Origin of the sequence: Erysipelatoclostridium sp. AM42-17 (genome assembly GCF_003480255.1) — a bacterium.
Classification (GTDB): domain Bacteria; phylum Bacillota_I; class Bacilli_A; order Erysipelotrichales; family Coprobacillaceae; genus Faecalibacillus.
On the sequence record NZ_QUIN01000012.1, the window covers coordinates 38,405 to 60,582 of the forward strand.

Here is a 22,178-nt window from a genome sequence, read left to right on the forward strand (position 1 = left end):
ATTATGTATAAGTCATTAACTGTTATAGATATCTTCGTCAAACATATTTTCTTTTTTAGCCACAATAACCGAGGTTGAAGAATCCCCCACAACATTCAATGATGTCACTAACATTTCAATAGGTCGATTAATTGCTAGAATCAATGAATAAGCTAAAAGTGCTGCATCATTGGTATATCCCATTCCTGTTAAAATCGTAAATAAGATGACGGCTCCTGCTCCCGGTGCTGCCGGTGTACCAACAGAAGCAATTAATGCAAGTATTGCGATAATAGCCATCGAAGTAAAAGACACTTTATATCCCGAACTTACAGCAATAAACATTGCTGCAATCACTTGCATAATAGCTGTTCCATCCATATTAATCGTCATCCCTAATGGTAAAGTAAAGGATGCGATTTCTTCATGAACTCCTAATTCTTCTACTGTTGTTTTCTTGTTTAAAGGAAGTGTAGCAGCAGAAGATGATGTTGAAAAACCAAATACGGCTACTTTAGCAGCTTTCTTCATAAATGGACGAGGATCAACATGAGCCATCGTCATTAAATAAATTGGATAAGCAATAAATAAATAAGCAAATAAAGCAAAAACAACGGAAACAACATATGCTAAGGCTGGTTTTAATGAATCAACACCATAAATAGCAAATGTTCTTGTTAGTAAACAAAAGATTGCATAAGGTGCAAATTTGGTAATAACAAATGATAAACATACAGAAATAATATCAGCAATTTCTAACATTAATTTTTTTAATGTTTTTGTTCTTTCAGGAATTTGATTCATTGCTAAACCAATTGCAACGGCTAAAAAGACAATCGCTAATACATTTCCATTAGAAGTAAATGCACTGACAAAATTATTTGGTACAATAGATAAAATAATATTCAACGGATTCGATCCTGTTGTTCCCTGTTGAAGCGTCACATGACTAGCATCAACTCGATTAAATAATCCTAATTTATAAACGACAAAGCCTACTACACCAGCCCACGCTAAAGCACAAACTGTTGTTTTTAAAAATGTAAAAATTGTTTTTGAGGAAATTCTTCCTAATTTCTTAGTATCTGTAATCGCACAGATTGCTAATGAAATAGAAACAAAAACCATCGGAACAATAATAAGTTGTAATGAATTAACAAATAATTGCCCAATAATATAGAAAATACCAACTGAACTTGTTGCTCCTTCAGCTGTAATATCTTGGAATAACAAATTATTAATTGTTTTCCAAACAGCTGCTTGTCCATGACTGTTTAAATACTCTCTAAGTAAAATACATCCAAAACTAGCAATAAGCCCGCATACTAATGCAATTAGCATCTTTTTTGCTAATTTCTTTCCATCTTGACTTGATTTCATAAAGACCTCCTCGAATTTTTTCCCAAATTATCAACATTATATAATAATATTTTAAATTTACAAGATAAAAATTTACATTTATAAAAAAAATGAGATTTTCATCTCATTTAAGCATATCCCCAAGTTAATAATTCCCATTTACCATGTTTTGTTCTTGCTAGAAACCACTGCCAATCTGTGTATTCCTCATGAGATTCAAATCCCCCTTCAACATCTTTAGAAGTATGAAAAGAACTAGAAAAAACAACAGCTTCCTGATAATCTTTCTTCTTTAAAGAACGACAATACTTTAACTCATTTTTTGCTTTTTTATCTCCTAAATATTGAAGATGACGTAATGAACAACCATTCCACGTATTAAATTCTTTCAAAATAATTTTAACAGCTTGCTTTAAGTCTTGTTTACTATAAAGGCTTGAATGACCATAATCTACTGTATAGTGACTTTGACAGCCGCTTATCAATAATACACAAATAAAAATTAAACTTGTCTTTTTAATCCATATCATACATTTTTCCAGTTTCATTTTTTCGACACTCATGTTTTTCATAATAACCTATAACTTGTTTATTTTCATCTCTTAAAGCTATCATATAAATATCTTTATCTTCTTTACTGTTATAAGAAGTATAAACACGATTATGATCTTCACTTTCTTTAAACCATGTTAATATTTTTCCGATTGCTATCTTAGATTTTTCACCATGACAATTCAATAAACTTTGACCAATTAATGATTCACCACCAAATTTTTGATATCTATTTATAGCTACAGGGTTCATATAAATAATTGTATGATGCGTGTCACATAAAACAACTGGCACTAACTCTTGATCAATAACACTTTTAAAAAACATATCTAATTTCATTTTACTTATCCTACACTTTTAACAATTTTTTTAACTAACACTTCTGAAACCATATCATAGTCATTTTCATGGGGTTGGGGCGCATAACTATAACTTACATTTTTACCACTGGTTGTTTCATCACAACACCAATCTTTACATGAACTATGTACTTGACTAATTCCTGTTTGTTCCATCATTGTTTTAGCATTAGTCGCATTGATGCCACTTCCAGCAAGAATCTCTATTTGACTGCCGTAACGTTCTTGTAATGTTTTAATCACTGCTATGCCATCCATGGCTTTTGCTTGTAATCCACTGGTTAAAACACGATTAACCCCTAATTGAATAAGCAATTCGATTGCTTGATAAGGGTCTTGAACACAATCAAAAGCACGATGAAAAACAACTTCACCATGATATAATTGAATAATAGAAACCATTTTTCGAGTTTGTCTTTCATTAATTGTCCCATCTTTATTTAAACATCCAAAAGCAATCCCATCACTACCATGTTCTAATAAAAGTTTTGCATCTTCTTTCATTACTTCAAATTCTTTATCACTATAACAGAATCCAGCTCCTCGTGGTCTTACCATTGAAATGACTTTTAAATCAGTATTCTTTTTAATTAATGTTAAAGTCGCTAAAGATGGCGTTAACCCACCTAAATACAATGCACTATTAAGTTCTATTCTTTTCGCACCACCTTTATAAGCATTCAATCCATCTTCATAACTACCACAACATATTTCTACTATTCTTTCCATCTTATTCACCTTCACTTTTTACATAAACCCATTTACCTGATAGATATTCATAAAGATTTTCTTCAGTCGCATCACTTGCTTTTTTTACTTTTACATAGACTTTACCATTTTCACTGTATGGTAGCCCAACGTAAGGACATTGATCAAAAGACTGTAACATAAAACTCTTACCACCATCATTCGTTACATAAAGTGATGTTTCTTCACTTCCTCCATGTCCTAATAAAATAAAGCCTTGATTTTCATCAATAAAATATATGCCTTTAGCTTGACCACCTTCACCATTAAATGGATCTTGATTAATTACTTCATCATTTTTATTAAAAGTATAATAACGTGTTCCTAAAGCAGCATCACTCACAACTAATTTATAAGTAATAGAATCATTATAATAAAGTGTTACTTCATCACTTTGATCAATAACCATTTCACCAGCGTTATGTTTTTCTTCAGTTTGACTTTCATTTATCATAGCCGGCTGATAAAAACAACTTACTGTATCTTGGTATTTTATTTGTAAACAATAGCCAGATACGTGTTCATATAAATGTTGCTGATCACATTGAATATACTGATCATCATTTTCATAATAATCCTCTTTATTTAATACAGCTTCTTGATAACCTACGTATTTAATACGATATGTTTGTCCTTTTAATTGATTAAGCTGTAAACTCATATGATCAATCATATTAAACATTTCATTTAATTTATCTTTTTGTTGGTAAGTTTTGTTTACTTCATTATCTATCCATACTGTCATATCTTGTCCCTTATAATCAAGTAAATAACTATGTTCATGATTATAAATGAGACCTTCAATCTTTGTAATCTTCCCCTTTTTATTAACATCGACGATAAAAGAATCACTTATATAAAGATCATCATTTATTGAAATATTTAAATCTTTAAAGATACCCTTTATCCCTGTTTTATAAAATTGTAAATGTTTCATTTCTATTTGTTTTGAAGAATTTTTTCTTTCTAGATACCATGATAAATGTCCTTGATAAGGAATCGCTGTTTGATAAGTTCGATAGCCAAAAAAACAAGTCATCACAATCATCACGCATAATTCTATAGTTAATAATGGTTTGCACTTACTTATCAGTTGATCAAAAATATGCAAATCTTTCTTTAATATAAAGTAATAAATCGTCCAAAAAAGAAACCATATTCCTTCAATCAATATTAAAGGAACAATCACCATCAGATGTCTTCTTAATCCACCATTTAAACATAATAAATAAATTTGATATAAACTAAAACAATAAATCACAATGAATAAAGGATTCAATAATACTTGAAAATATCTCTTTTTATTCATCTTTTAAACCCTTTGTAAAAATAACTTTATCATCATGATCTTTAAATCCATTTTTTTGATAAAAATGATAAGCCGGTATATCCCTTTCTGTAAACAATACAATTCCTTTTATCCCTTGTTCTTTTATTGCCTTTTCTACTTCTTTCATAAACAAAGAACCTGTTCCCTTGCCTTGATATTGATTAAGTACACCAAATTCATCTATCCAATATTCAATTCCTTCATACCAATGTTTTATTCTTCCTATACAAAAACCAACTAATTGATCTTGATCATATAAACCATAAGATAAAGAACTTTTATTATCCATTTCATCTAGTAAATAGAGTTCTAACTGTTTTAAATCATCCCATTGATCATTCCATGGTTCTACTGTAAAAACCTGATAAAAAACAGCTTGTACTTCTTTTACATTATTTGCATCTATTAATTTTATTTCCATATTATCCTCTTTTCTTTTATTATTTTATCAAAGAATAATTAAAAAAAACATATGAATTACTTCATATGTTTTACCAAGTCATCGCAAATTCAACAAATTCTGGTTGATTAGCTTTCCCTATTTGAATTTGCTTTCGATCTATCGCTTTTACTTTATTCATTTCTTCTTCAGTGAGCATAAAATCAAAAATACTGATATTTTCGATCATTCTTTGTTCATGAATTGTTTTACAAATCACGATTTGGTCACTTTGTGTTAAATAACGTAAACAAATTTGTGCAGGCGTTTTTTGATATTTTAAGGCTAATTCTTGAATGATCGGTATTTCAAACATGTCTTGGAGTTGTCCTTGACCAAGTGGTGCATAAGCAAAATGAGCAACTTGGTATTTATTTAACCATTGATGTTCTTCTTGTCTTTGACAAAGAACGTGCGTTTCAATTTGATTAACAGCAGGAACAACATGATTAAAATGGATTAAATCAATCATACGATCCATATCAAAATTAGAAATACCGATTGCTTTAATTATACCCTGATTATATAAATCTTCTAAATCACGCCAAGCTTGATAATAATGACCAAAAGGCCAATGTAATAATACTAAATCTAAATAATCTGTTTGTAAATGCTCTAAAGATTGTTTTATAACTTCCTTCGTATTTTCATAAGAAGTAAAATTGACTTTACTTACAATGAATAATTCTTTTCGTGATACGTTGCTTAATCGAATGGCTTCACCTATTTCTTTTTCATTACCATAAGCTTCTGCTGTATCAATCAAACGATAACCCTGTTTAAGTGCTTGTAAGACGCTCTCTACACATTGCTTCCCACTGATTTGAAAAGTGCCAAATCCTAATACCGGTATTTTAATACCATTATTTAAAGTTTTATATTCCATACTCATTCTCCAATCCATATACTCTTTTCATACTTTCAATTCGATAAGCACTATCTTCTATTCTACCTTGATCTAACTTAGATATAATTGTCATATCTTCTTTGCTTAATTCAAAATCAAAAACAGCTAAATTCTCTTTAATTCTCTCTTTTGAACTTGATTTAAAAATAACAATCTCATTTCTTTGTAGATGCCATCTTAAAACAATTTGTCCTACACTTCGTTGATAACGCTTAGCGATATCTTTTAAAACATCGTTTTCAAATATATTTTGCTTGCCTGATGCAAAAGGTGACCACGCTTCAACTTGGACATTCATTTTTTGATGAAAAGCTAATTCATCTTTTCTTTGCAAGAAAGGATGAATTTGAATTTGATTAATAGCTGGTTTAACTTCTTGATGATAAATAAGATCATATAAGCGATCATCAAAGAAGTTAGATACACCTATTGCTTTTATTTTTCCTTCTTTATATAAATCAGTTAAAGCACGATAAGCCCCATAATAATCCCCTAAAGGACGATGAATCAAATATAAATCAATATAATCTAATTGAAGTTTATGTAACGATTGATAAAACCCGCGTATTGCTCCTTGATAACTATTATCACTTACCCAAAGTTTTGAAGTAATAAAAAACTCTTTTCGATCAATACCACTTTCCTTAATAGCCATTCCTAAAGCTTCCTCATTTTGATAAATGGCAGCTGTATCAAACATTCTTACTCCTTGTTTAATCGCCTCTAAAATAATATTTTTACATCCTAATAAATCACTGAATCCACAAATGCCAAATCCTAAAGCCGGCATTTTTACACCATTATTTAAAGTTTTATATTCCATATGCCCTCCTCCTACAAAAAGCATAACACCCTAGAGTAACTCTAGGGCAAGACATATTTTAATATTTCTTTTTACTTGGATTTTGTTGATCAGGAATGATATGTTTTAAAATCTTTTCTTCTTTTTCAATTTTATGTTTTAAATACTGAACCCGATTTTGTGCTTGTTTCAATTCTTCATTGGCTTTGATAAGTTGATCTTGTAATATTTGTAATCTTTGTACAATGGCTTCATCGCCATCTTGCATGCACAAATCATGAAACTTTTTAATAGATTCTAATGACATGCCTAAACCTCTTAAATACTTAACTCCTCTTAGCCAATCTAAAGCCTGCTCATCAAAGACTCGATAATTATGTTGATCTCTTTTTACTTCAAATAAATTTAAATCTGTATAATAACGTACTGTATGTTCTGACATTTCTAATATCTGACATACTTCTTTAAGTGTGTAATTCATTGTTCATCCCTCATTTTTTATATAACATATTTTATCATAACTATGATAAAATATAGATAATAAAGGAGGTATTTTTATGGGATTTATGGATAAAGTCATGGAAGAATCTTCATATTCAAAAGCATCCGGCAATGATTTACAATATGTTGTTCTTCAAGTTACTTTAAAAGAAAAGTTATTTGGTACTGGCTCTGGTAATCTTGTTGAATTAGAAAATGTCATTAATGAACAAGCCAGCAAAGGCTATCGCCTACATACGATTTCTACATCAAATGGTGGTAGTAAAGGATTAGGTGGTGGAGATCGTATTCAAGCAACAATGGTATTTGAAAAAATATAGACCTTAACAGGTTTATATTTTCATGTTATGATTCAATCATTTGATTTATATTCAAAAAATCCTAACTTGAATACCGATTTCCCTATCTTAATTCTAGATGTCAATCATGATTACTGTATTCCTAAAAGATCTCATTTTCATGAACTGCACTGGCATGATGAAATCCAAATCATCTATGTATTAAAAGGTCACATTACAGTCAGTACCCTTCAACAAAATATCACTGTTCATGAAAAACAAGCTATTTTTATTAATTCCAAAGTATTGCATATCATCAAAGATAGCGTTCATGGTCATTATCGTACTTATTTGATTCCCTTAAATTGTCTTTTATTTTAAGAGGAAAAATTAAATAAACAAATCTCTTCTTTTTTAAATCAAAGTCATACTACCCTTTATTTAATAAAAGAAAAAGAAATATTAGAACTCATTTTCAAACTTCCACAATATCAAGATATTTATATCTTATGTTCCCTTATTTCTTTAATTATGTCTTTATTAATTAAAAAAGTGCCTCAAATAACTTCTTCTGTTCACTATCTTCAAGAAAGAAATATTGAACAATGTATTATTTTTATTCATCAACACTATCAAGAAGATTTAAGTTTAGCTGATATCGCCTCTTTTTGTCATTTAAGTATTGGCTATTTAGGAAAAATATTTAAATCATCTTTAAGTGTTTCTCCTTATGAATATCTCATTCAATATCGTATCAATCAAAGCCTAACATTACTTGCTCATCCTCAAAATAATATTACTGAAGTAGCCTTACAAGTAGGCTTTAATAGCGTGAGTCCTTATATTCAAGCCTTTAAAAAATATATTCATATTACCCCTAAACAATATCAAAAGGAACTATTCAAACAATAGTTCCTTATTCTTTATTTAAACTTTCTTCTAATTCTTCAATTTTTTTCTTTAATTCATCTATTTCTTGAACAAGTGGTTTACTTTGTTCATCAAACACATCACTTTGTGTTAAAACTTGGTAATACAATTTACCTAATTCAATATACTTTTGATCCAAATCTGCTTCTGTACTTTTAATACTCACTTTAGTTTTAGCAGTTCCTGCTAACTCAGAAGATTTTTCAATTGTTTTCTCTGTTAACTTGGCTGCTTTTTTTGTTAAATCATCAAATAATGCCATAACCTTTCCTCCTTATATTATTAAGATATTTTATCACAATATCACTATTTAGCCAATTGAAAATAATTAACCTCACTCTTTTTAATAAAGTAACGATAATGAAAATACATTGATAATATAAATGTTAATAATTCAGCTACCGGTATAGCTAACCATGTTCCAGTTAAAGCAAAGATGGCAGATAAGATAATGAGTGAACTACCTGTAAATACTAATGTTCGGCAAAAAGAAATGATTGCTGAAATCTTTCCATTAGATAAAGCAGTAAAAAATCCTGATGTTGTAATATTAATTCCACTAAAAAGAAAATTAAATGCAAAAATTTTAAAACCTTCTACAGTTAATTGATAAGTTTGGGGGACTTGGGTAAACACTCCAACAAGCTCGCGTAGCGATGCAAAAGCAATCATTGTAATCACAAACGAAGAACATGCAACAAAAATAAATGACACCTTATAAATATGTTTCAATTCTTTTTTATCTTTAGCACCATATTTATAACCAACAACCGGACTAATTCCCATTGAAAATCCTAAATAAAATGCATTAAATAAAAATTCAGCATATAACAAAATCGTAATCGCAGCTACTCCGTTTTCTCCTGCTAATCTCATTAAAACAATATTAAACAAGAAAGTCATAATCGCATTAGATAACTGGGTTACCATTTCTGACGAACCGTTATAACACGCCTCAATAATCACTTTAATATCAAATTTGAATTTTACAAAATATAACTGATCTTTATTAAAAATAAAAAGAATCAAACCAGTGATTGCAGGAATCATTTGTCCTAAACCAGTAGCTAAAGCTGCTCCTGATATACCTAAATGTAACTTAGCAATAAAAATATAATCTAAAACAACATTTGTAATACCCGCAAATATAGATAGATTTAATCCTAAAGAGGGTCTATTGGCAGCAACAAAATAACACTGAAATAATGCCTGTAACATCGCTGCTGGCGCAAAATACATCATTGTCGATAAATACTCATTACATTGTGGCAATAGTTTTTGATTAGCCCCTAATAATAAAGAAATAGGCGTTAAAAACAATTGTGTCATCACCATTAAAATAAAACTAATGATTAAACCTAAAACCACAAATTGAGTTAAACACTCTCTTGCAGTTTGTTCATTTTGTTCTCCTAATTTTCTAGAGATAATCGCCGTTCCACCTGAGGCTAGCATCGTCGCAATCGCTGTAGCTAAACTAATAACAGGGTAAACGATATTAAGTGAAGAAAGAGCTGAACTTCCTAAAAATCGAGAAATAAAAATTCCATCTACGATTGTATATAAAGACATAAAAACCATCATTAAAATCGAAGGAAAAGCAATTTTAAAAAGTTTATATGTCGTAACTTGATTATAAATTGACTTATTCATACATTCCTCCTTGACATCCTCAAGCATATACTATAGGGTTACCCTATAGTCAAGAGGAGAAAGTAAAAAAATGAAACATAATAACTATATGACAACCGGTGAACTTGCAAAAATCATGGGTATTACAAAACATACTCTCTTTCATTATGATGATATCGGTCTTTTTAAACCACAAATGAAAGATGAAAAAGGGTATCGCTTTTATTCTGTAGAACAAATGGAAACTTTAGATACGATTCTTGTTTTAAAAGATTTAGACATCCCTTTAAACGATATTAAAAAATTAATGAAGAATCGTAATCATGATCATATCGTTGAGATTTTAAATAATCATCAACATCAAATTCAAAATCAAATCCAAAAATTAAATAAAATGAATCATTGGATTGAACAAAAAAAGAAAAGTATTCTTACTTCTTGCCAAGAAGATTTCTCTAACATCACTATTAAACACTATCCTTCACGTTACTATCTTTATAACACGATATCTGACGACTCTAATCAAAATTTTTACAAAGCTACCAATGAATTAATTACTCACTTTGTCCAACGTCATCCTTACCATTTCTATCAAGTTGCTTATATACAATATGATCAAGACTTTCAAAATAATGATTTTGATATTTATAATAATGTTTCTTTATTACTTTATGATCCTCCTCAAGAACAAAACTATAAAATTTTACCAGAAGGTCAATATCTTGTTGCCTATCATAAAGGAAATTGGAAAAATATTAAACAAACAATTCAAAAATTACTAGACTACAAAAAAGCTCATCACCTTATCTGTGATGAACTTTATGTTGAACATTATGTTGTTGATCATCTATTAGTACAAGATCCACGTGATTATATTACTGAAATATCAGTAAGAATCATTTAGATATCATGTATTATCACAGTTGAGTTGTATAACTTAACATATCAATAACACTAATTCCTACCATTCTTTCTATGTCTAATGGTGTGATATAAAATTTATAAATGTGTATTTCGATTTATATTATTAAATAAGTTTTAATATATCTAAAGGATGTTCAAATACATAATCACAATGAGAAAGATTACCAATGACACTTCCCCATTTAGCATACCCAAAATCAATACCAGCATTCATAGAAGCTTGTTGATCAGATAAAGCATCACCTATATAAATAGCTTCTTCAGGTAAAATATTTAATCTTTTTATACATTCTAATAATGGTTCTGGATCAGGTTTATGTTTTGTTGTATCATCAGCTAAGACAGCTGTTTCCATATATTGGTCTATTCCTTTGGAAACCACATCTATTTGATATTGTTTTAATGTTTTAGCAGAAACAATTGCTTGTTTTATTTTTTGATTGTTAAGGATTTCAAATACTTCATTAAAGCCCTCATATAAAGTAGCTCCTTCTTCATATTCGTTTACATATTGAACCCATCTTGCATAAGTTTTTTCTTTATCCTTAATATTTAATTCTTCCATGACTTTCATACCTGGATAAGGGGCAAATTTTAAAACCTGTTCAAAAGTCCAATCTTCTCCTGTTTCTTCTTTAATAATTTTCATTAATGGATACATATTCATATTAAGCGTATTTAATACTGTTCCATCTAAATCATAAATAAACGCTTTATATTTTTTCATTATTTTCTATCCTTTCCTTCATTAAATTAACTACCCCTGTATATAACAATCCTTCAAATAACATTTCTTGATAATCACCGTCATAACAAATAACATGATGTCCTAAATAATTTTTTAACCTTTCATCTATTTTTTCTTTTTGATATGTAAATTGATGATGAATAGAAATATCTATAAGTTGAGGATCAAACATCGTTATAATCATCTCTAAAATAAAATAAACATACTGATTAAATTCATCTTGTGATTGGCATTGCCTTATCAATTGATTTAAAGTTATACCTTGTTTATGTATTAACCCCATTTCTCCTGACAAACCATTTTTCCCATAAAGAGGACCATCATGTTCAAAATAAGATCCTCCTATTCCTACTTCATTAATGTGAACATAATAACTATGATTTAATTGATGATGAAAATAACGCCCTTGATGCATCATCTTAACATCATTTTGTAAGTAAACCGGTATTTTCAATTTATCTTTTAAATCTTTAATCCAGGTATGGTTTTCTATTTGATTATGATGATCAGTAATATACATATCTCCCTTAATAATCCCTTCAACTCCTATGCATACACAATGAGGATTATATTGATGAACTGTCTTTTCAATAAGAACTGTAAGATCCTGATTTTTATCATAAAGAATTTCTTCTTTAACAACAATTTCATTAATGTATCTTAATTCAAGGTCAATCATGTCATGTTTAATATATAAACATAAAATATGATATTGATCTTGATTTAAAGCAAAACGGGTTGGACATCTTCCTCCACTAGATTGATCATTACCTATTTCCATAATTGCTTGACTATCTTGAAGATATCGAACCATATTTCGTATACTAGGCTGTGATAAATTTAATCGTGAAGATAATTCATTCATTGTTGAACTTTGATGTAAATAAATATCTTTGATAATAGCGTATAAATGTTGTTTCTTGATTTGTTTTAAAGCATTTGTCATAGCATCACCTTTACTTTTATTATAGTATAACAAAAGTAAAGAATAAAGAAAATCATGAAGTTATACACCTAATAATTTTCTTAAAAATGAATGTTTTTCTACATACTTTTTACAATGTTTTTGATAAAGGCGATGAGAAAAAAGCCAATTCCTTAGTTTACTAGAAGAACGTGTTAAACAAATCGCTCCAGCAAGCAAAAAGGGAATTTGCGGTATAACCGGTAACATTAATCCAATTAATCCTAGTATAATGAAAATAACACCTAATATAAACAAAACAGTTTTATAAACTACTTTTATTGTGTTAGCCATATCCTTTACTCCTTGATTTCATCATAACAAATCATTATGAATGAAACGTGAACAAAAAAAGATTGGCTAACCAATCTTATTTGTATTTTTCTTCTAATTGATCAATTAATTCAATGGCTTCCTTAATCATGGCATCACAGTGTACTTTTTTAATACCACCTTTTTTGGCATTAGCTCTTAATAAGTCACTACAATTAACCATTCCATCATGATTATTCGCTATTGCATTTTTAAATTCACCAACAATTTTAGGAAAATCTAAACCTTTTGCCCCTAAAACCATAATTCCTCCAGTGATGGCACCACACACACTACCACACTTCATACCACCGCCAAAGTTACAAGCTAACTTTGCTGCTAAATCTTCATCTAATCCTAATTCACTGGCATAAGTTCTCATAATAGCTTGTGCACAGTTATTGACCATGGGCGTTGCATTTCTTAATGCCATTGCTTTTTCTACATGTTTATTCATATTATTACCTTCCTTATATCTAAATAAAATCATAACACAAGTATAATTTTAATCAATCACAATGCTTATTTATTAAATAATTTTCTCTAGGATTATCTAAATGATATTGTTTAGCCCATTTTCTAAAATTCCTATTAATATAATTGTTTAATACTACTAAATCTCTTTTTTCTAAATAAATATTCATTAAATTTAAAGGATCTTCTATCTTTATATTTTTTTCTTTAATGATTTCCATCATTGAAACCACTTGTTCGTTATTCATAATTTGAAAACTATAAGTATGTAATGCTATCACAATATCTAAATCTACATAATAATTCATAAATACTGATATCAAACCTCGGGCATGACCTATCGCACTGGACATGGATAATTTAAAATATTGAATATCTTGATAAGGAATCATAACATCATGATATTTGATAACTTCTTGATTAAAAAACAAATAATCTGTTGTATCTTTATCATCTTGGTCTTGACTAAGTGATACTTTAACTTTTCTTCTTTTAATAAACTCATTTATTTTTTTATCTATATCCTCTAATTTGAGATGCTGTTGTTTTATGAGTTCTTTTTTATCTTTTAAAACATCAGCTACAGATAGTTCTTCATTAAGAATTTGTTTAATTTCATTAATTGAAATATCCATTGATCTAAGTAATAGTATATATTTCAATCTTGTTATGTCATCGTAGCTATAATGACGATAATTATTATGATCTCTACCCGGTTTAAGTAATCCTTCATTTTCATAATAAATAAGTGTTTTTTTAGTCACATTATATTTTTGTTCTATTTCATGTACTATCATGTTTATCCCACCTTTTATCTCATTATAACACTATGACCTGAGGATATAGTCAAGATGAAATCACAACAATTTTTATCATATTTCTTGATGATATTAAAAATACAACTAAGCCACGCTAAACTATTTATTGTATAATTTTTTGAACCTTTATAAAAACAATATAAAATACATTTTATTTCCCCGGCAATTTTCGACATATTTACTTTTACCTAAATTAAATAAATTTGCGTCATTAGGTTACTCTGTATCAAAACTAAAAACCCATGATTACACGTTTCATTCACATGTATTTCATAGGTTTTCATTATTTATATCAACGAAATTTCATACTTTCGTAATTGACTTGGTGGAGATGAGGGGAATCGAACCCCTGTCCAAAAGCAATTCCTCCAAAGCGTCTACAGTTTAGTCCATTGAATAATTTAACTTGGCTACAATCAATGAACAATTTTACACCAAGCGATTCTTTAAATTTTCGTGGTTAAAGTCAAGACTCCCTTAACCCTTATCCTAAAAGTTATAATACTAACAAAAAGCTATAGGCTCGCTTAATGTCAGCAGCTTTCATGTCTATGTCGACTAAGCGAAAGCGTAATTAGTTTGTCTGTTTCCAGTTATTTTTTGTTTGAGTTTAACGTACTCCAACGACTGCAGCTAAGGTCAAACATACCCCTGTCGAATCCAAGACATCCCCAGATTAATAATAATTCTTTAACGATCTTTCAATATCTCTTTTGGCATCTTTTTCTTTTAAATCATTACGTTTATCATAAAGTTTTTTCCCTTTAGCGATAGCTATCTCAAGTTTAACTTTACTTGATTTATTAAAATAAAGTTTAGTAGGAACAACTGTTAAACCACCTTCTTTTAATTTATTAGTAATCTTTAAGATTTCTTTTTTATGAAGTAATAGTTTTCTGGTTCTTTTTGGATCATGATTAAAGATATTACCATGATCATAAGGAGAAATGTGCATGTTTTCAACGAATACTTCATTATTTTTAACACGCACAAAGGAATCTTTTAAATTCACTTGGTTTTGACGAACAGATTTAATTTCAGTTCCTTTTAATTCAATACCAGCTTCATATGTATCTAGGATAAAATAATCATGATATGCTTTTTTATTATTAGATACAATCTTCATTCCTTTTCTCCTTTACTTTATTTTTTATTTCTTTTCTTTCGATAGAATCGTTTTTGATCTTGGCGTTTTCTTTTATGAACGTCTTGATGTTTACGATGCTTATCTATTATAACAGTTTTTTTCTTCTTTTTGTTAGATTTCATACCAACAATTTCAAAATCTATTGTTTTTTCTTTTTTAGAAGCTCCTTTAACTCTGACTTTGACCTCATCAGACATCTTAAAACGTTTACCTGTACGTTGTCCTATTAATTGAAGACTTCTTTCATCATAGAAATAATAATCATCTGATAAATCTTCCATTCTAACAAGTCCTTCAACTGTATTATCAAGTTCAATAAACATACCAAAGTTAGTAATTGAAGAAACAATACCTGTAAATTCTTCATCTATATGACTTTCCATATATTCAGCCATTTTCATATCATCAACTTCTCGTTCAATATCAATGGCTTTTCTTTCTTGGAATGATGTATGTTCAGCTATTTCTTGCATAATTGAAGCATAATGAGTGAGTGTTTGTTCATCTACTTTCTTTTCAAACAAGTATTTACGAATCAAACGATGAACCATTAAATCAGGATAACGACGAATCGGCGATGTAAAATGAGTATAATATTCATCAGCTAAACCAAAGTGTCCTAAACATTGTTCATCATATCTGGCTTTAGCCATACAACGTAATAATAAGGTTGAAATAATTTGATGTTCAGGTGTCCCAATACTTGCATCAACAATAGCACTTAATTCATGAGGATAAACATGTTCTAAAGAACCTTTGATGGTGTATCCTAATGTTTTAGCGATTGTTGAAAATTGTTGAAGTTTTTGTAACTTAGGATTTTCATGAACACGATATATAAATGGTAATTCTAACCATTTAAAATGTTCAGCTACAGTTTCATTAGCTACCAACATAAAGGATTCAATCATTCTTTCACTGACTCCTCTTTCTCTTAAAACAATATCAGTTGGGATTCCTTTTTGATCGACGATGACTTTAGCTTCATTAGTATCAAAATCAATGGCGCCACGTTTTTTACGATGTTGAATTAATATATCCGATAATTCTTGCATTAAAAAGAACATATCTTTAACATGATGATATTGCTTTTGTCTTTCAATATCACCACCTAATATTTCATTGACATGGCGATAAGTCATTCTTTCAGTTGAATGTATCACGGTTGGTAATATTTCATGTGAAATAACCTCACCTTCATGATTAATTTCCATTAAACATGAAATCGTAAAACGATCAACATGAGGATTAAGTGAACAAATACCATTAGATAACTTATGAGGCAACATCGGAATAACACGATCTACTAAATAAATAGATGTTGCTCTTTCGTAAGCTTCCTTATCTAAATCAGTGCCTTCTTCTACATAATAGCTCACGTCTGCAATATGTACCCCTAATTGATAATGACCATTAGCCAATTTTTTTAATGAAATGGCATCATCTAAATCCTTAGCATCATCACCATCAATTGTAACAATAGTTTCATTTCTTAAATCCACTCTTGATTTAATGTCTTCTTTATCAATCTCATTAGGAATATGACTCACTTGTTCAAGAACTTCTTTAGGAAAATCAATATGTGCTTCATGTTGGTAAACAATAGAAGCCACATCTACACCAGGATCATTTTTATGACCAATAATCTCCACAACATTTCCTTTTAAGTAAGGTTTATACGTTTTGATTTCTGCAACAACTTTATGTCCTGCTACAGCACCATGACTATGGGCCTGATCTATATAAACAGGTTTATCAAATAAAATATCATCACTCACTAAAACAAGTTCACGTTTTCCTTTTTTTAGTTCACCAACAATTCTCGTTTGTCCTCGTTTGATGACTCTTTTAATGATTCCTTCTTCACGTTGACCCTCACTATGCTTTTTTAACTCAACTAGAACAGTATCTCCTTCAAGAGCATCTTTTAAATCATGCTTACCAATAAAAATATCATCATGTTCTTCATCTAATCTTACGAAACCAAAACCTCTTTTATTCATACTTAATGTTCCTATATAAACATGAATTTGTTTTGGTAAATAATATAAATTATGTTGACTTCTTACAATTTTTCCTTGATCTTCTAAAGCATTTAAGGCTTTCATCACCGTTTTAAATTCTTCACTGGTATCTAAACCTAATTGTTTCATAATACCATCTAAGTTACGCTCCTTAAATTCTATGTTCCCTAATAAATCTAATATTCTTTCTTCCATAACTTCACCTCCTTAAAATAAAAATAGGACTTGCGTCCTATTCATTATCCCATACGTAAAATGATTGCAATAACGAAAAATGCAATTCCAAGAACCATCGTCATTCTTGACATCACTAAATCAATTCCTCGTTCTTTTTGTTGTGCAAACAAATTAGAACTTTGACCAGTTAATGCATTAACAATTCCGTCTGACTTACCACTTTGTAATAGACATAATATAATAAGCGCAATAGAAATAATAACTAAAAGCACATTTAATACTGTTGTAAACATAATATACCTCCTTAAAAGTATTTTGATACATTGCTTTAAAATAATACCATAATATATTTTAAAAAACAACTACGATTTTACTTGATATGATCAAGATAATATTCTAAAAATCGTTTTGCTAGAGAATCAGGCATAATGGCTTTTCTTGCCTCTTGTAAAGGAAACCATTTAGCTTCATCTACCTCATCATTAATTTGAAAATTCATTTGATCAACAATACAAGTAAAATTCAACATCAAAGTATTACTTCTTTTAAAATATTCACTCTTATTATAATTTAAAGAAACCACATCTAAATCAACCTCTTCTTTAACCTCTCTCACTACTGTTGATTCTGCATTTTCACCAATATTTACATATCCTGAAACTAAAACATAATGTTTTGTGCCATATTGTTTAATCAGTAAAACATGATCTTTTTGTTTATTCAAAACAATCATACTACATGCCGTAGAAAAAACAGGAAAAATAAATTGTTTACAAGTCTGACAATAAGGGATCATTCCCTCTTTTTCTAAATATCTTTTTTCTAACTTTGTTCCACAATGATAACAATAATCCATTTTATTCACCCTCTATGCATGATCTATACCGCAAACATAAAAACGTTTATTCTTTTTTACAATTGTGACATTAATAATATTATTAAAGTCTTCAACATCTTCATTAAAAGTAATTTCAATTAAAACATTATAATAATCTTGGTCTTCTAATCCTTCGATTGTCACTTTAGAAGGAGAATAAGAAACAATATTATAATGGTCAACTGCTAAATCTTTATTCTTATTTGTATAAAAAGAATTTTTAGCGTAAGTAGAAAAACTATCACGGATCGTAGGATAAATATAGTCAATACCACCTATTGCTTTTTTACTTTGATCTTTTAAAGTGAAATAATCACAAACAAAATACGCTGCAACTAACTGTAATTCTTCTATTTCATCTTTTGATTGGTGAGCACGGTCTAAACGTTCATATATATTTGTAAGTAAAGTCGTTTTATTTTCTTGAACATAAGGTGTCTTTAATGATGTTGATGTATTCATTGGTGGTTGGTTACCAACAAAGTAATATGTACAGCCACCAAAAATCATCATCAATGATAACAACAAAATAAAATGATCTCTTTTTTTCTTTTGTGGTGTTCTGTTTTTTCGATATTGTTCTAGAATACGGATTTTAGGTAATTGATCACTTTGAATAAAAACATTCATAATTGTAAGTAATGGTTTATATTTACGTCCTATCATATCAGTAATTTCAACAAAGATTTCAAATATGATCATTAAAACAATAAACATTAAAATTCCAATCGTTGGATCATAATAATAAATATAAGATGTTAAAGAAAATAAAAATGTAACAGCGTATAAAACTAATACACTTTTTTTCTGTCCTAAATTTAACTTAAACATTAAATTATGATGTAAGTGAGAACGATCGGCTTCACTAAATTTTTTATGATTTAACTTTCTTCTAACAATCGCAATTAATGTATCCATAATAGGAACCATTAATACCACAATCGGTGCCCCTAAAGTAAAGAAAGCCGACATACTATATCCAAAGCCAAGTAAAGAAATAACAGATATCATAAAACCTATATACAATGCTCCACAATCACCCATAAATATCTTAGCAGGATGAAAATTGAAAAATAGAAATCCCATAATACTTCCCGCTAAAACCAAGGATAAAGAAGCAATATCCGTTCTTCCCGAAATAAGCGAAGTCATCGAAATAGTGAATAAAACAATAACGGAAATACCTGCTGATAATCCATCTAAGCCATCAATTAAATTAATAGCATTGGTAATACCCACAATCCAAAATAAAGTTACAATTCCTGAAACAATGGTTCCATAAGGTTCAGGAAAGAAATTAAATCCTTTAATATAAATATTTCCCCATATAATAACAATAACGGATGCCATCACTTCAAAAATTAACTTAATTTTAGGTGACAAATCATGAACATCATCATATAACCCTGTAATAAAGATAATAAACCCACTCACCAAAATAGCATTAATTTGTGGATCAGTTTTCAAAAACAACACCGACCCTACTAATGAACTCATATAAATAGCGTATCCACCTATACGCACAATTTCTTTTTTATGAATAGTACGAGCATTTTTATGAGCAACAATTTGTAATATATTTCCTGCCTTCATAACTACAGGAACTAAGATAAATGAAATTAATGTTGTTACAACAAATGAAAGAACAACGTTCAAAGACATAATATCACTCCTATTCTTGTATATTATCTTGTATTTTTTATAAAAATACAAGTTATTAATTTATAAAAGGCTTTCATTAAATCGAATTCTTGTATATACTAGATATAGATAGACAAAGGAGGATGGAAGTAATATGCATAGTCTAGGAATCTCTGTTTATCCTGATAAAAGTGATATTAAAGAAGTATATGATTATATGGAAACTGCTGCTAAATTAGGTTTCAAAAGAATCTTTACTTGTTTTTTATCTATTCCAGATGATAAAAGAGAAAGTTATTTAAAAGAATTTAAACAATTCATGGATAAAGCTCATGAATTAGGATTTATTGTTGCTGCAGATACAAACCCAGCTGTATTTAAGTTAATTGGGGCTACACCTGATAACCTTAAACCATTTGCTGATTTAGGATTAGATATCATTCGTTTAGATGGTAACTTTGGTACTCAAGGAGATATCGCTGTAACAAGAAACCCTTATGGTATTCAAATTGAATTTAATGCAAGTATGGATGCTGGTGTTGACTTATTAATTAAAAACGGAGGAAATAAAGACCAAATTATCATGTGTCATAACTTCTTCCCTGAAAGATATACAGGATTAGATTTTGATTTATTCCAACAATATAACAAACAATGGAAAGCTTTAAATCTTCATACTGCTGCCTTTGTTTCAAGTACAAATGAAAATACAATTGGACCATGGAAAGTATTTTGTGGTTTACCAACTGTAGAAATCATGAGAAACTTACCAATCGAAGTACAAGCAAGATACTTACTTGTTACTGGAGATGTTGATGATATTATCGTTGGTAACTACCCTGCAACAACTGCAGAATTAGAAGCTTTATCAAAAGTAAACTATCAAGCTTTAGAATTACGTGTTGATGAAGTACCAGAAATAAGTGATAATGAAAAATATATCATGTATGAATTTGCTCCTCATTGGGATCGTTATGATCATTCATCATTTATGTTAAGATCAAGTTTCCCAAGATTAGAATTCAAAAATCAAGCTACTGTTCAAGATTCTGGATTTGGTGATAAAGAATTAAAAGTGCATGATAAATCTATTCCACATCATGATTGTGGTAAAAAAGTTTTCACTCGAGGAGATGTTCTTGTTGTAAACGATAACTTAGCTCATTATAGAGGAGAACTAGAAGTTGTTTTAACAGAAATCCCTAATGATGGTGAACGTAACCTTATCGGTACAATTAAAGAAGAAGATTTAGGTTTACTAGATTTCATTAAACCTGGTCAACATTTTAAATTCATTAAATAAAAAAAGCTCAAACGAGCTTTTTTTATTATTCTATTGTTTTTAAATATTTAGCTAAACCATCGTCTAAGATAGAATCTGTGATTTCATTAGCTACATCTTTTAATTCTTGACAAGCATTACCCATAGCTACACCATGTCCTACCATTTGTAACATTTCAATATCATTTAAACCATCACCAAAAGCATAACTATTTTCTTTACTTATTTGTAAATAATCTAATACTTCTTGAATTCCTGTTGCTTTAGATACTGATTTAGAATAAATTTCAAAGGCATTATCCGTACCATGACTATCATAGTCAAATAAACCATCAACATAGTCAACAATCATTTGACTATTTTCATCTTTGGTATTCACTTCTACTTTTAAGGTATCTTCTAAAACATCGTCCACATTAAAATGACGTGTTATTTGGTTAAAATCAACGTCACATGTTTTAAAGAAAGCTTCTAAAACTTCATATTCAGGTTTTAAATAACAGTGATGTGCTGTTTCTAAAATATATTCACTTTTGATACCTTCTAATATATCCACTAACTTCTTTAAGGCTTTTTTATCTAAAGGACGTTTACTAATCATTTTTCCATTTAATTCCACATGTGCTCCATTACATAAAATATAGCCATCAAATCCTGCTTCTAATATCGTATCTGATATAAATGCCTTTGGTCTTCCACTGGCTACAAATAAAGCATATCCTTTATTTTGTAATCTTTTAATTTCCTTTTTTACCGTATTTGGAATTTTATCAATATGATTTCCATGATCAACTAATGTTCCATCCACATCAAAAAACAATACTTTTTTCATACCTATCCTCCACTATATTCAAACTATAGCACAAATCAAAGGCGTGAATATTTAATTTCTAAACGAGAAAAAAAACTATGCTAGGCATAGTTTCAGATTGTTGACAAACCTATACCTTTACATAAAGATATAGGTTTTTTATA

Annotated in this window: 27 protein-coding genes and 1 other RNA gene; 5 read left to right on the plus strand and 23 right to left on the minus strand. The window is 29.2% G+C overall.

Going from position 1 to position 22,178, the window contains the following annotated elements:
• Positions 1–15: 15 nt before the first annotated feature.
• The 9 genes from DW911_RS05980 to DW911_RS06020 form a co-directional block, all read right to left on the minus strand.
• Positions 16–1,359, minus strand: coding sequence for a dicarboxylate/amino acid:cation symporter (locus tag DW911_RS05980; protein ID WP_118433113.1), 1,344 nt, complete (start codon positions 1,357–1,359; stop codon positions 16–18).
• Positions 1,360–1,466: 107 nt separating this feature from the next.
• Positions 1,467–1,868: a hypothetical protein gene (locus DW911_RS05985; RefSeq protein WP_118433115.1), complete on the minus strand. Its 402-nt coding sequence runs from the start codon at positions 1,866–1,868 to the stop codon at positions 1,467–1,469.
• Positions 1,855–2,229 carry a PAS domain-containing protein gene (locus DW911_RS05990; protein WP_118433117.1) on the minus strand — a complete coding sequence of 125 codons (375 nt, stop codon included), beginning with the start codon at positions 2,227–2,229 and terminating at the stop codon, positions 1,855–1,857. Before DW911_RS05990 ends, DW911_RS05985 begins: the two co-directional genes overlap by 14 nt.
• A 5-nt stretch (positions 2,230–2,234) precedes the next feature.
• Positions 2,235–2,978 (minus strand): copper homeostasis protein CutC, encoded by a 744-nt coding sequence (locus DW911_RS05995; protein WP_118433119.1) that lies wholly within the window; start codon positions 2,976–2,978, stop codon positions 2,235–2,237.
• A 1-nt stretch (position 2,979) separates the two neighbouring features.
• Complete coding sequence (locus DW911_RS06000) at positions 2,980–4,305, minus strand: hypothetical protein (protein WP_118433121.1); 1,326 nt, start codon at positions 4,303–4,305, stop codon at positions 2,980–2,982.
• Complete coding sequence (locus tag DW911_RS06005) at positions 4,298–4,747, minus strand: GNAT family N-acetyltransferase (protein ID WP_118433123.1); 450 nt, start codon at positions 4,745–4,747, stop codon at positions 4,298–4,300. The genes DW911_RS06000 and DW911_RS06005 overlap by 8 nt, the downstream gene beginning before the upstream one ends.
• A 70-nt stretch (positions 4,748–4,817) precedes the next feature.
• On the minus strand, positions 4,818–5,651 hold the full coding sequence (locus tag DW911_RS06010; RefSeq protein ID WP_158568211.1) for an aldo/keto reductase: 834 nt from the start codon (positions 5,649–5,651) through the stop codon (positions 4,818–4,820).
• A complete protein-coding gene (locus tag DW911_RS06015) occupies positions 5,641–6,495 on the minus strand; it encodes an aldo/keto reductase (protein WP_118433127.1) in 855 nt (284 codons plus the stop codon). The genes DW911_RS06010 and DW911_RS06015 overlap by 11 nt, the downstream gene beginning before the upstream one ends.
• A 58-nt stretch (positions 6,496–6,553) precedes the next feature.
• On the minus strand, positions 6,554–6,955 hold the full coding sequence (locus DW911_RS06020) for a MerR family transcriptional regulator (protein ID WP_118433129.1): 402 nt from the start codon (positions 6,953–6,955) through the stop codon (positions 6,554–6,556).
• Between the two features lie 76 nt (positions 6,956–7,031).
• Here DW911_RS06020 and DW911_RS06025 point away from each other — a divergent pair, with 76 nt between their 5' ends.
• The 3 genes from DW911_RS06025 to DW911_RS06035 all read left to right on the plus strand — a co-directional run bounded on the left by DW911_RS06025 (position 7,032) and on the right by DW911_RS06035 (position 8,165).
• On the plus strand, positions 7,032–7,295 hold the full coding sequence (locus DW911_RS06025; protein WP_118433131.1) for a DUF4177 domain-containing protein: 264 nt from the start codon (positions 7,032–7,034) through the stop codon (positions 7,293–7,295).
• Between the two features lie 27 nt (positions 7,296–7,322).
• Positions 7,323–7,634: an AraC family ligand binding domain-containing protein gene (locus DW911_RS06030; RefSeq protein WP_118433133.1), complete on the plus strand. Its 312-nt coding sequence runs from the start codon at positions 7,323–7,325 to the stop codon at positions 7,632–7,634.
• Positions 7,635–7,784: 150 nt separating this feature from the next.
• Positions 7,785–8,165 (plus strand): helix-turn-helix transcriptional regulator, encoded by a 381-nt coding sequence (locus tag DW911_RS06035; protein ID WP_118433135.1) that lies wholly within the window; start codon positions 7,785–7,787, stop codon positions 8,163–8,165.
• A 4-nt stretch (positions 8,166–8,169) separates the two neighbouring features.
• Here the strand turns inward: DW911_RS06035 and DW911_RS06040 are convergent, their stop codons facing one another.
• Together DW911_RS06040 and DW911_RS06045 are read right to left on the minus strand one after the other, a co-directional pair.
• On the minus strand, positions 8,170–8,445 hold the full coding sequence (locus DW911_RS06040; RefSeq protein WP_118433137.1) for a hypothetical protein: 276 nt from the start codon (positions 8,443–8,445) through the stop codon (positions 8,170–8,172).
• Positions 8,446–8,489: 44 nt separating this feature from the next.
• On the minus strand, positions 8,490–9,836 hold the full coding sequence (locus tag DW911_RS06045) for an MATE family efflux transporter (protein ID WP_118433139.1): 1,347 nt from the start codon (positions 9,834–9,836) through the stop codon (positions 8,490–8,492).
• 70 nt (positions 9,837–9,906) lie between these two features.
• On the opposite strand from DW911_RS06045, the gene DW911_RS06050 reads away from it, so the two are divergent.
• Positions 9,907–10,719, plus strand: coding sequence for a MerR family transcriptional regulator (locus tag DW911_RS06050; RefSeq protein WP_118433141.1), 813 nt, complete (start codon positions 9,907–9,909; stop codon positions 10,717–10,719).
• A gap of 123 nt (positions 10,720–10,842) precedes the next feature.
• On the opposite strand, the gene DW911_RS06055 is transcribed toward DW911_RS06050, so the two are convergent.
• From DW911_RS06055 to DW911_RS06105, 11 genes are all read right to left on the minus strand, one after another.
• A complete protein-coding gene (locus DW911_RS06055; protein ID WP_118433143.1) occupies positions 10,843–11,466 on the minus strand; it encodes an HAD family hydrolase in 624 nt (207 codons plus the stop codon).
• Complete coding sequence (locus tag DW911_RS06060) at positions 11,453–12,433, minus strand: ROK family protein (protein WP_118607588.1); 981 nt, start codon at positions 12,431–12,433, stop codon at positions 11,453–11,455. The genes DW911_RS06055 and DW911_RS06060 overlap by 14 nt, the downstream gene beginning before the upstream one ends.
• Positions 12,434–12,493: 60 nt before the next feature.
• Complete coding sequence (locus DW911_RS06065) at positions 12,494–12,745, minus strand: DUF454 family protein (protein WP_118607589.1); 252 nt, start codon at positions 12,743–12,745, stop codon at positions 12,494–12,496.
• Between the two features lie 76 nt (positions 12,746–12,821).
• A complete protein-coding gene (locus tag DW911_RS06070) occupies positions 12,822–13,220 on the minus strand; it encodes a C-GCAxxG-C-C family protein (RefSeq protein ID WP_118607590.1) in 399 nt (132 codons plus the stop codon).
• Positions 13,221–13,272: 52 nt separating this feature from the next.
• Positions 13,273–14,034 carry a MerR family transcriptional regulator gene (locus DW911_RS06075; protein ID WP_118607591.1) on the minus strand — a complete coding sequence of 254 codons (762 nt, stop codon included), beginning with the start codon at positions 14,032–14,034 and terminating at the stop codon, positions 13,273–13,275.
• Between the two features lie 344 nt (positions 14,035–14,378).
• Positions 14,379–14,728, minus strand: a transfer-messenger RNA (tmRNA) gene (ssrA, locus tag DW911_RS06080).
• 3 nt (positions 14,729–14,731) lie between these two features.
• Positions 14,732–15,181, minus strand: coding sequence for an SsrA-binding protein SmpB (smpB, locus tag DW911_RS06085; RefSeq protein WP_118434043.1), 450 nt, complete (start codon positions 15,179–15,181; stop codon positions 14,732–14,734).
• Between the two features lie 17 nt (positions 15,182–15,198).
• Positions 15,199–17,421 (minus strand): ribonuclease R, encoded by a 2,223-nt coding sequence (rnr, locus tag DW911_RS06090; RefSeq protein ID WP_118607592.1) that lies wholly within the window; start codon positions 17,419–17,421, stop codon positions 15,199–15,201.
• A gap of 44 nt (positions 17,422–17,465) precedes the next feature.
• Positions 17,466–17,696, minus strand: coding sequence for a preprotein translocase subunit SecG (secG, locus tag DW911_RS06095; protein WP_118434039.1), 231 nt, complete (start codon positions 17,694–17,696; stop codon positions 17,466–17,468).
• A gap of 77 nt (positions 17,697–17,773) precedes the next feature.
• A complete protein-coding gene (locus DW911_RS06100) occupies positions 17,774–18,259 on the minus strand; it encodes an NAD(+) diphosphatase (RefSeq protein WP_118434037.1) in 486 nt (161 codons plus the stop codon).
• 12 nt (positions 18,260–18,271) lie between these two features.
• Positions 18,272–19,942, minus strand: coding sequence for an MraY family glycosyltransferase (locus tag DW911_RS06105; RefSeq protein ID WP_118434035.1), 1,671 nt, complete (start codon positions 19,940–19,942; stop codon positions 18,272–18,274).
• 133 nt (positions 19,943–20,075) lie between these two features.
• Between DW911_RS06105 and DW911_RS06110 the strand changes: the two genes are divergently transcribed.
• A complete protein-coding gene (locus tag DW911_RS06110) occupies positions 20,076–21,224 on the plus strand; it encodes a DUF871 domain-containing protein (RefSeq protein ID WP_118607593.1) in 1,149 nt (382 codons plus the stop codon).
• Positions 21,225–21,249: 25 nt separating this feature from the next.
• Here the strand turns inward: DW911_RS06110 and DW911_RS06115 are convergent, their stop codons facing one another.
• Entirely contained in the window at positions 21,250–22,035 is a 786-nt protein-coding gene (locus DW911_RS06115) for an HAD family hydrolase (RefSeq protein WP_118607594.1), read from the minus strand.
• Between the last annotated feature and the right edge of the window lie 143 nt (positions 22,036–22,178).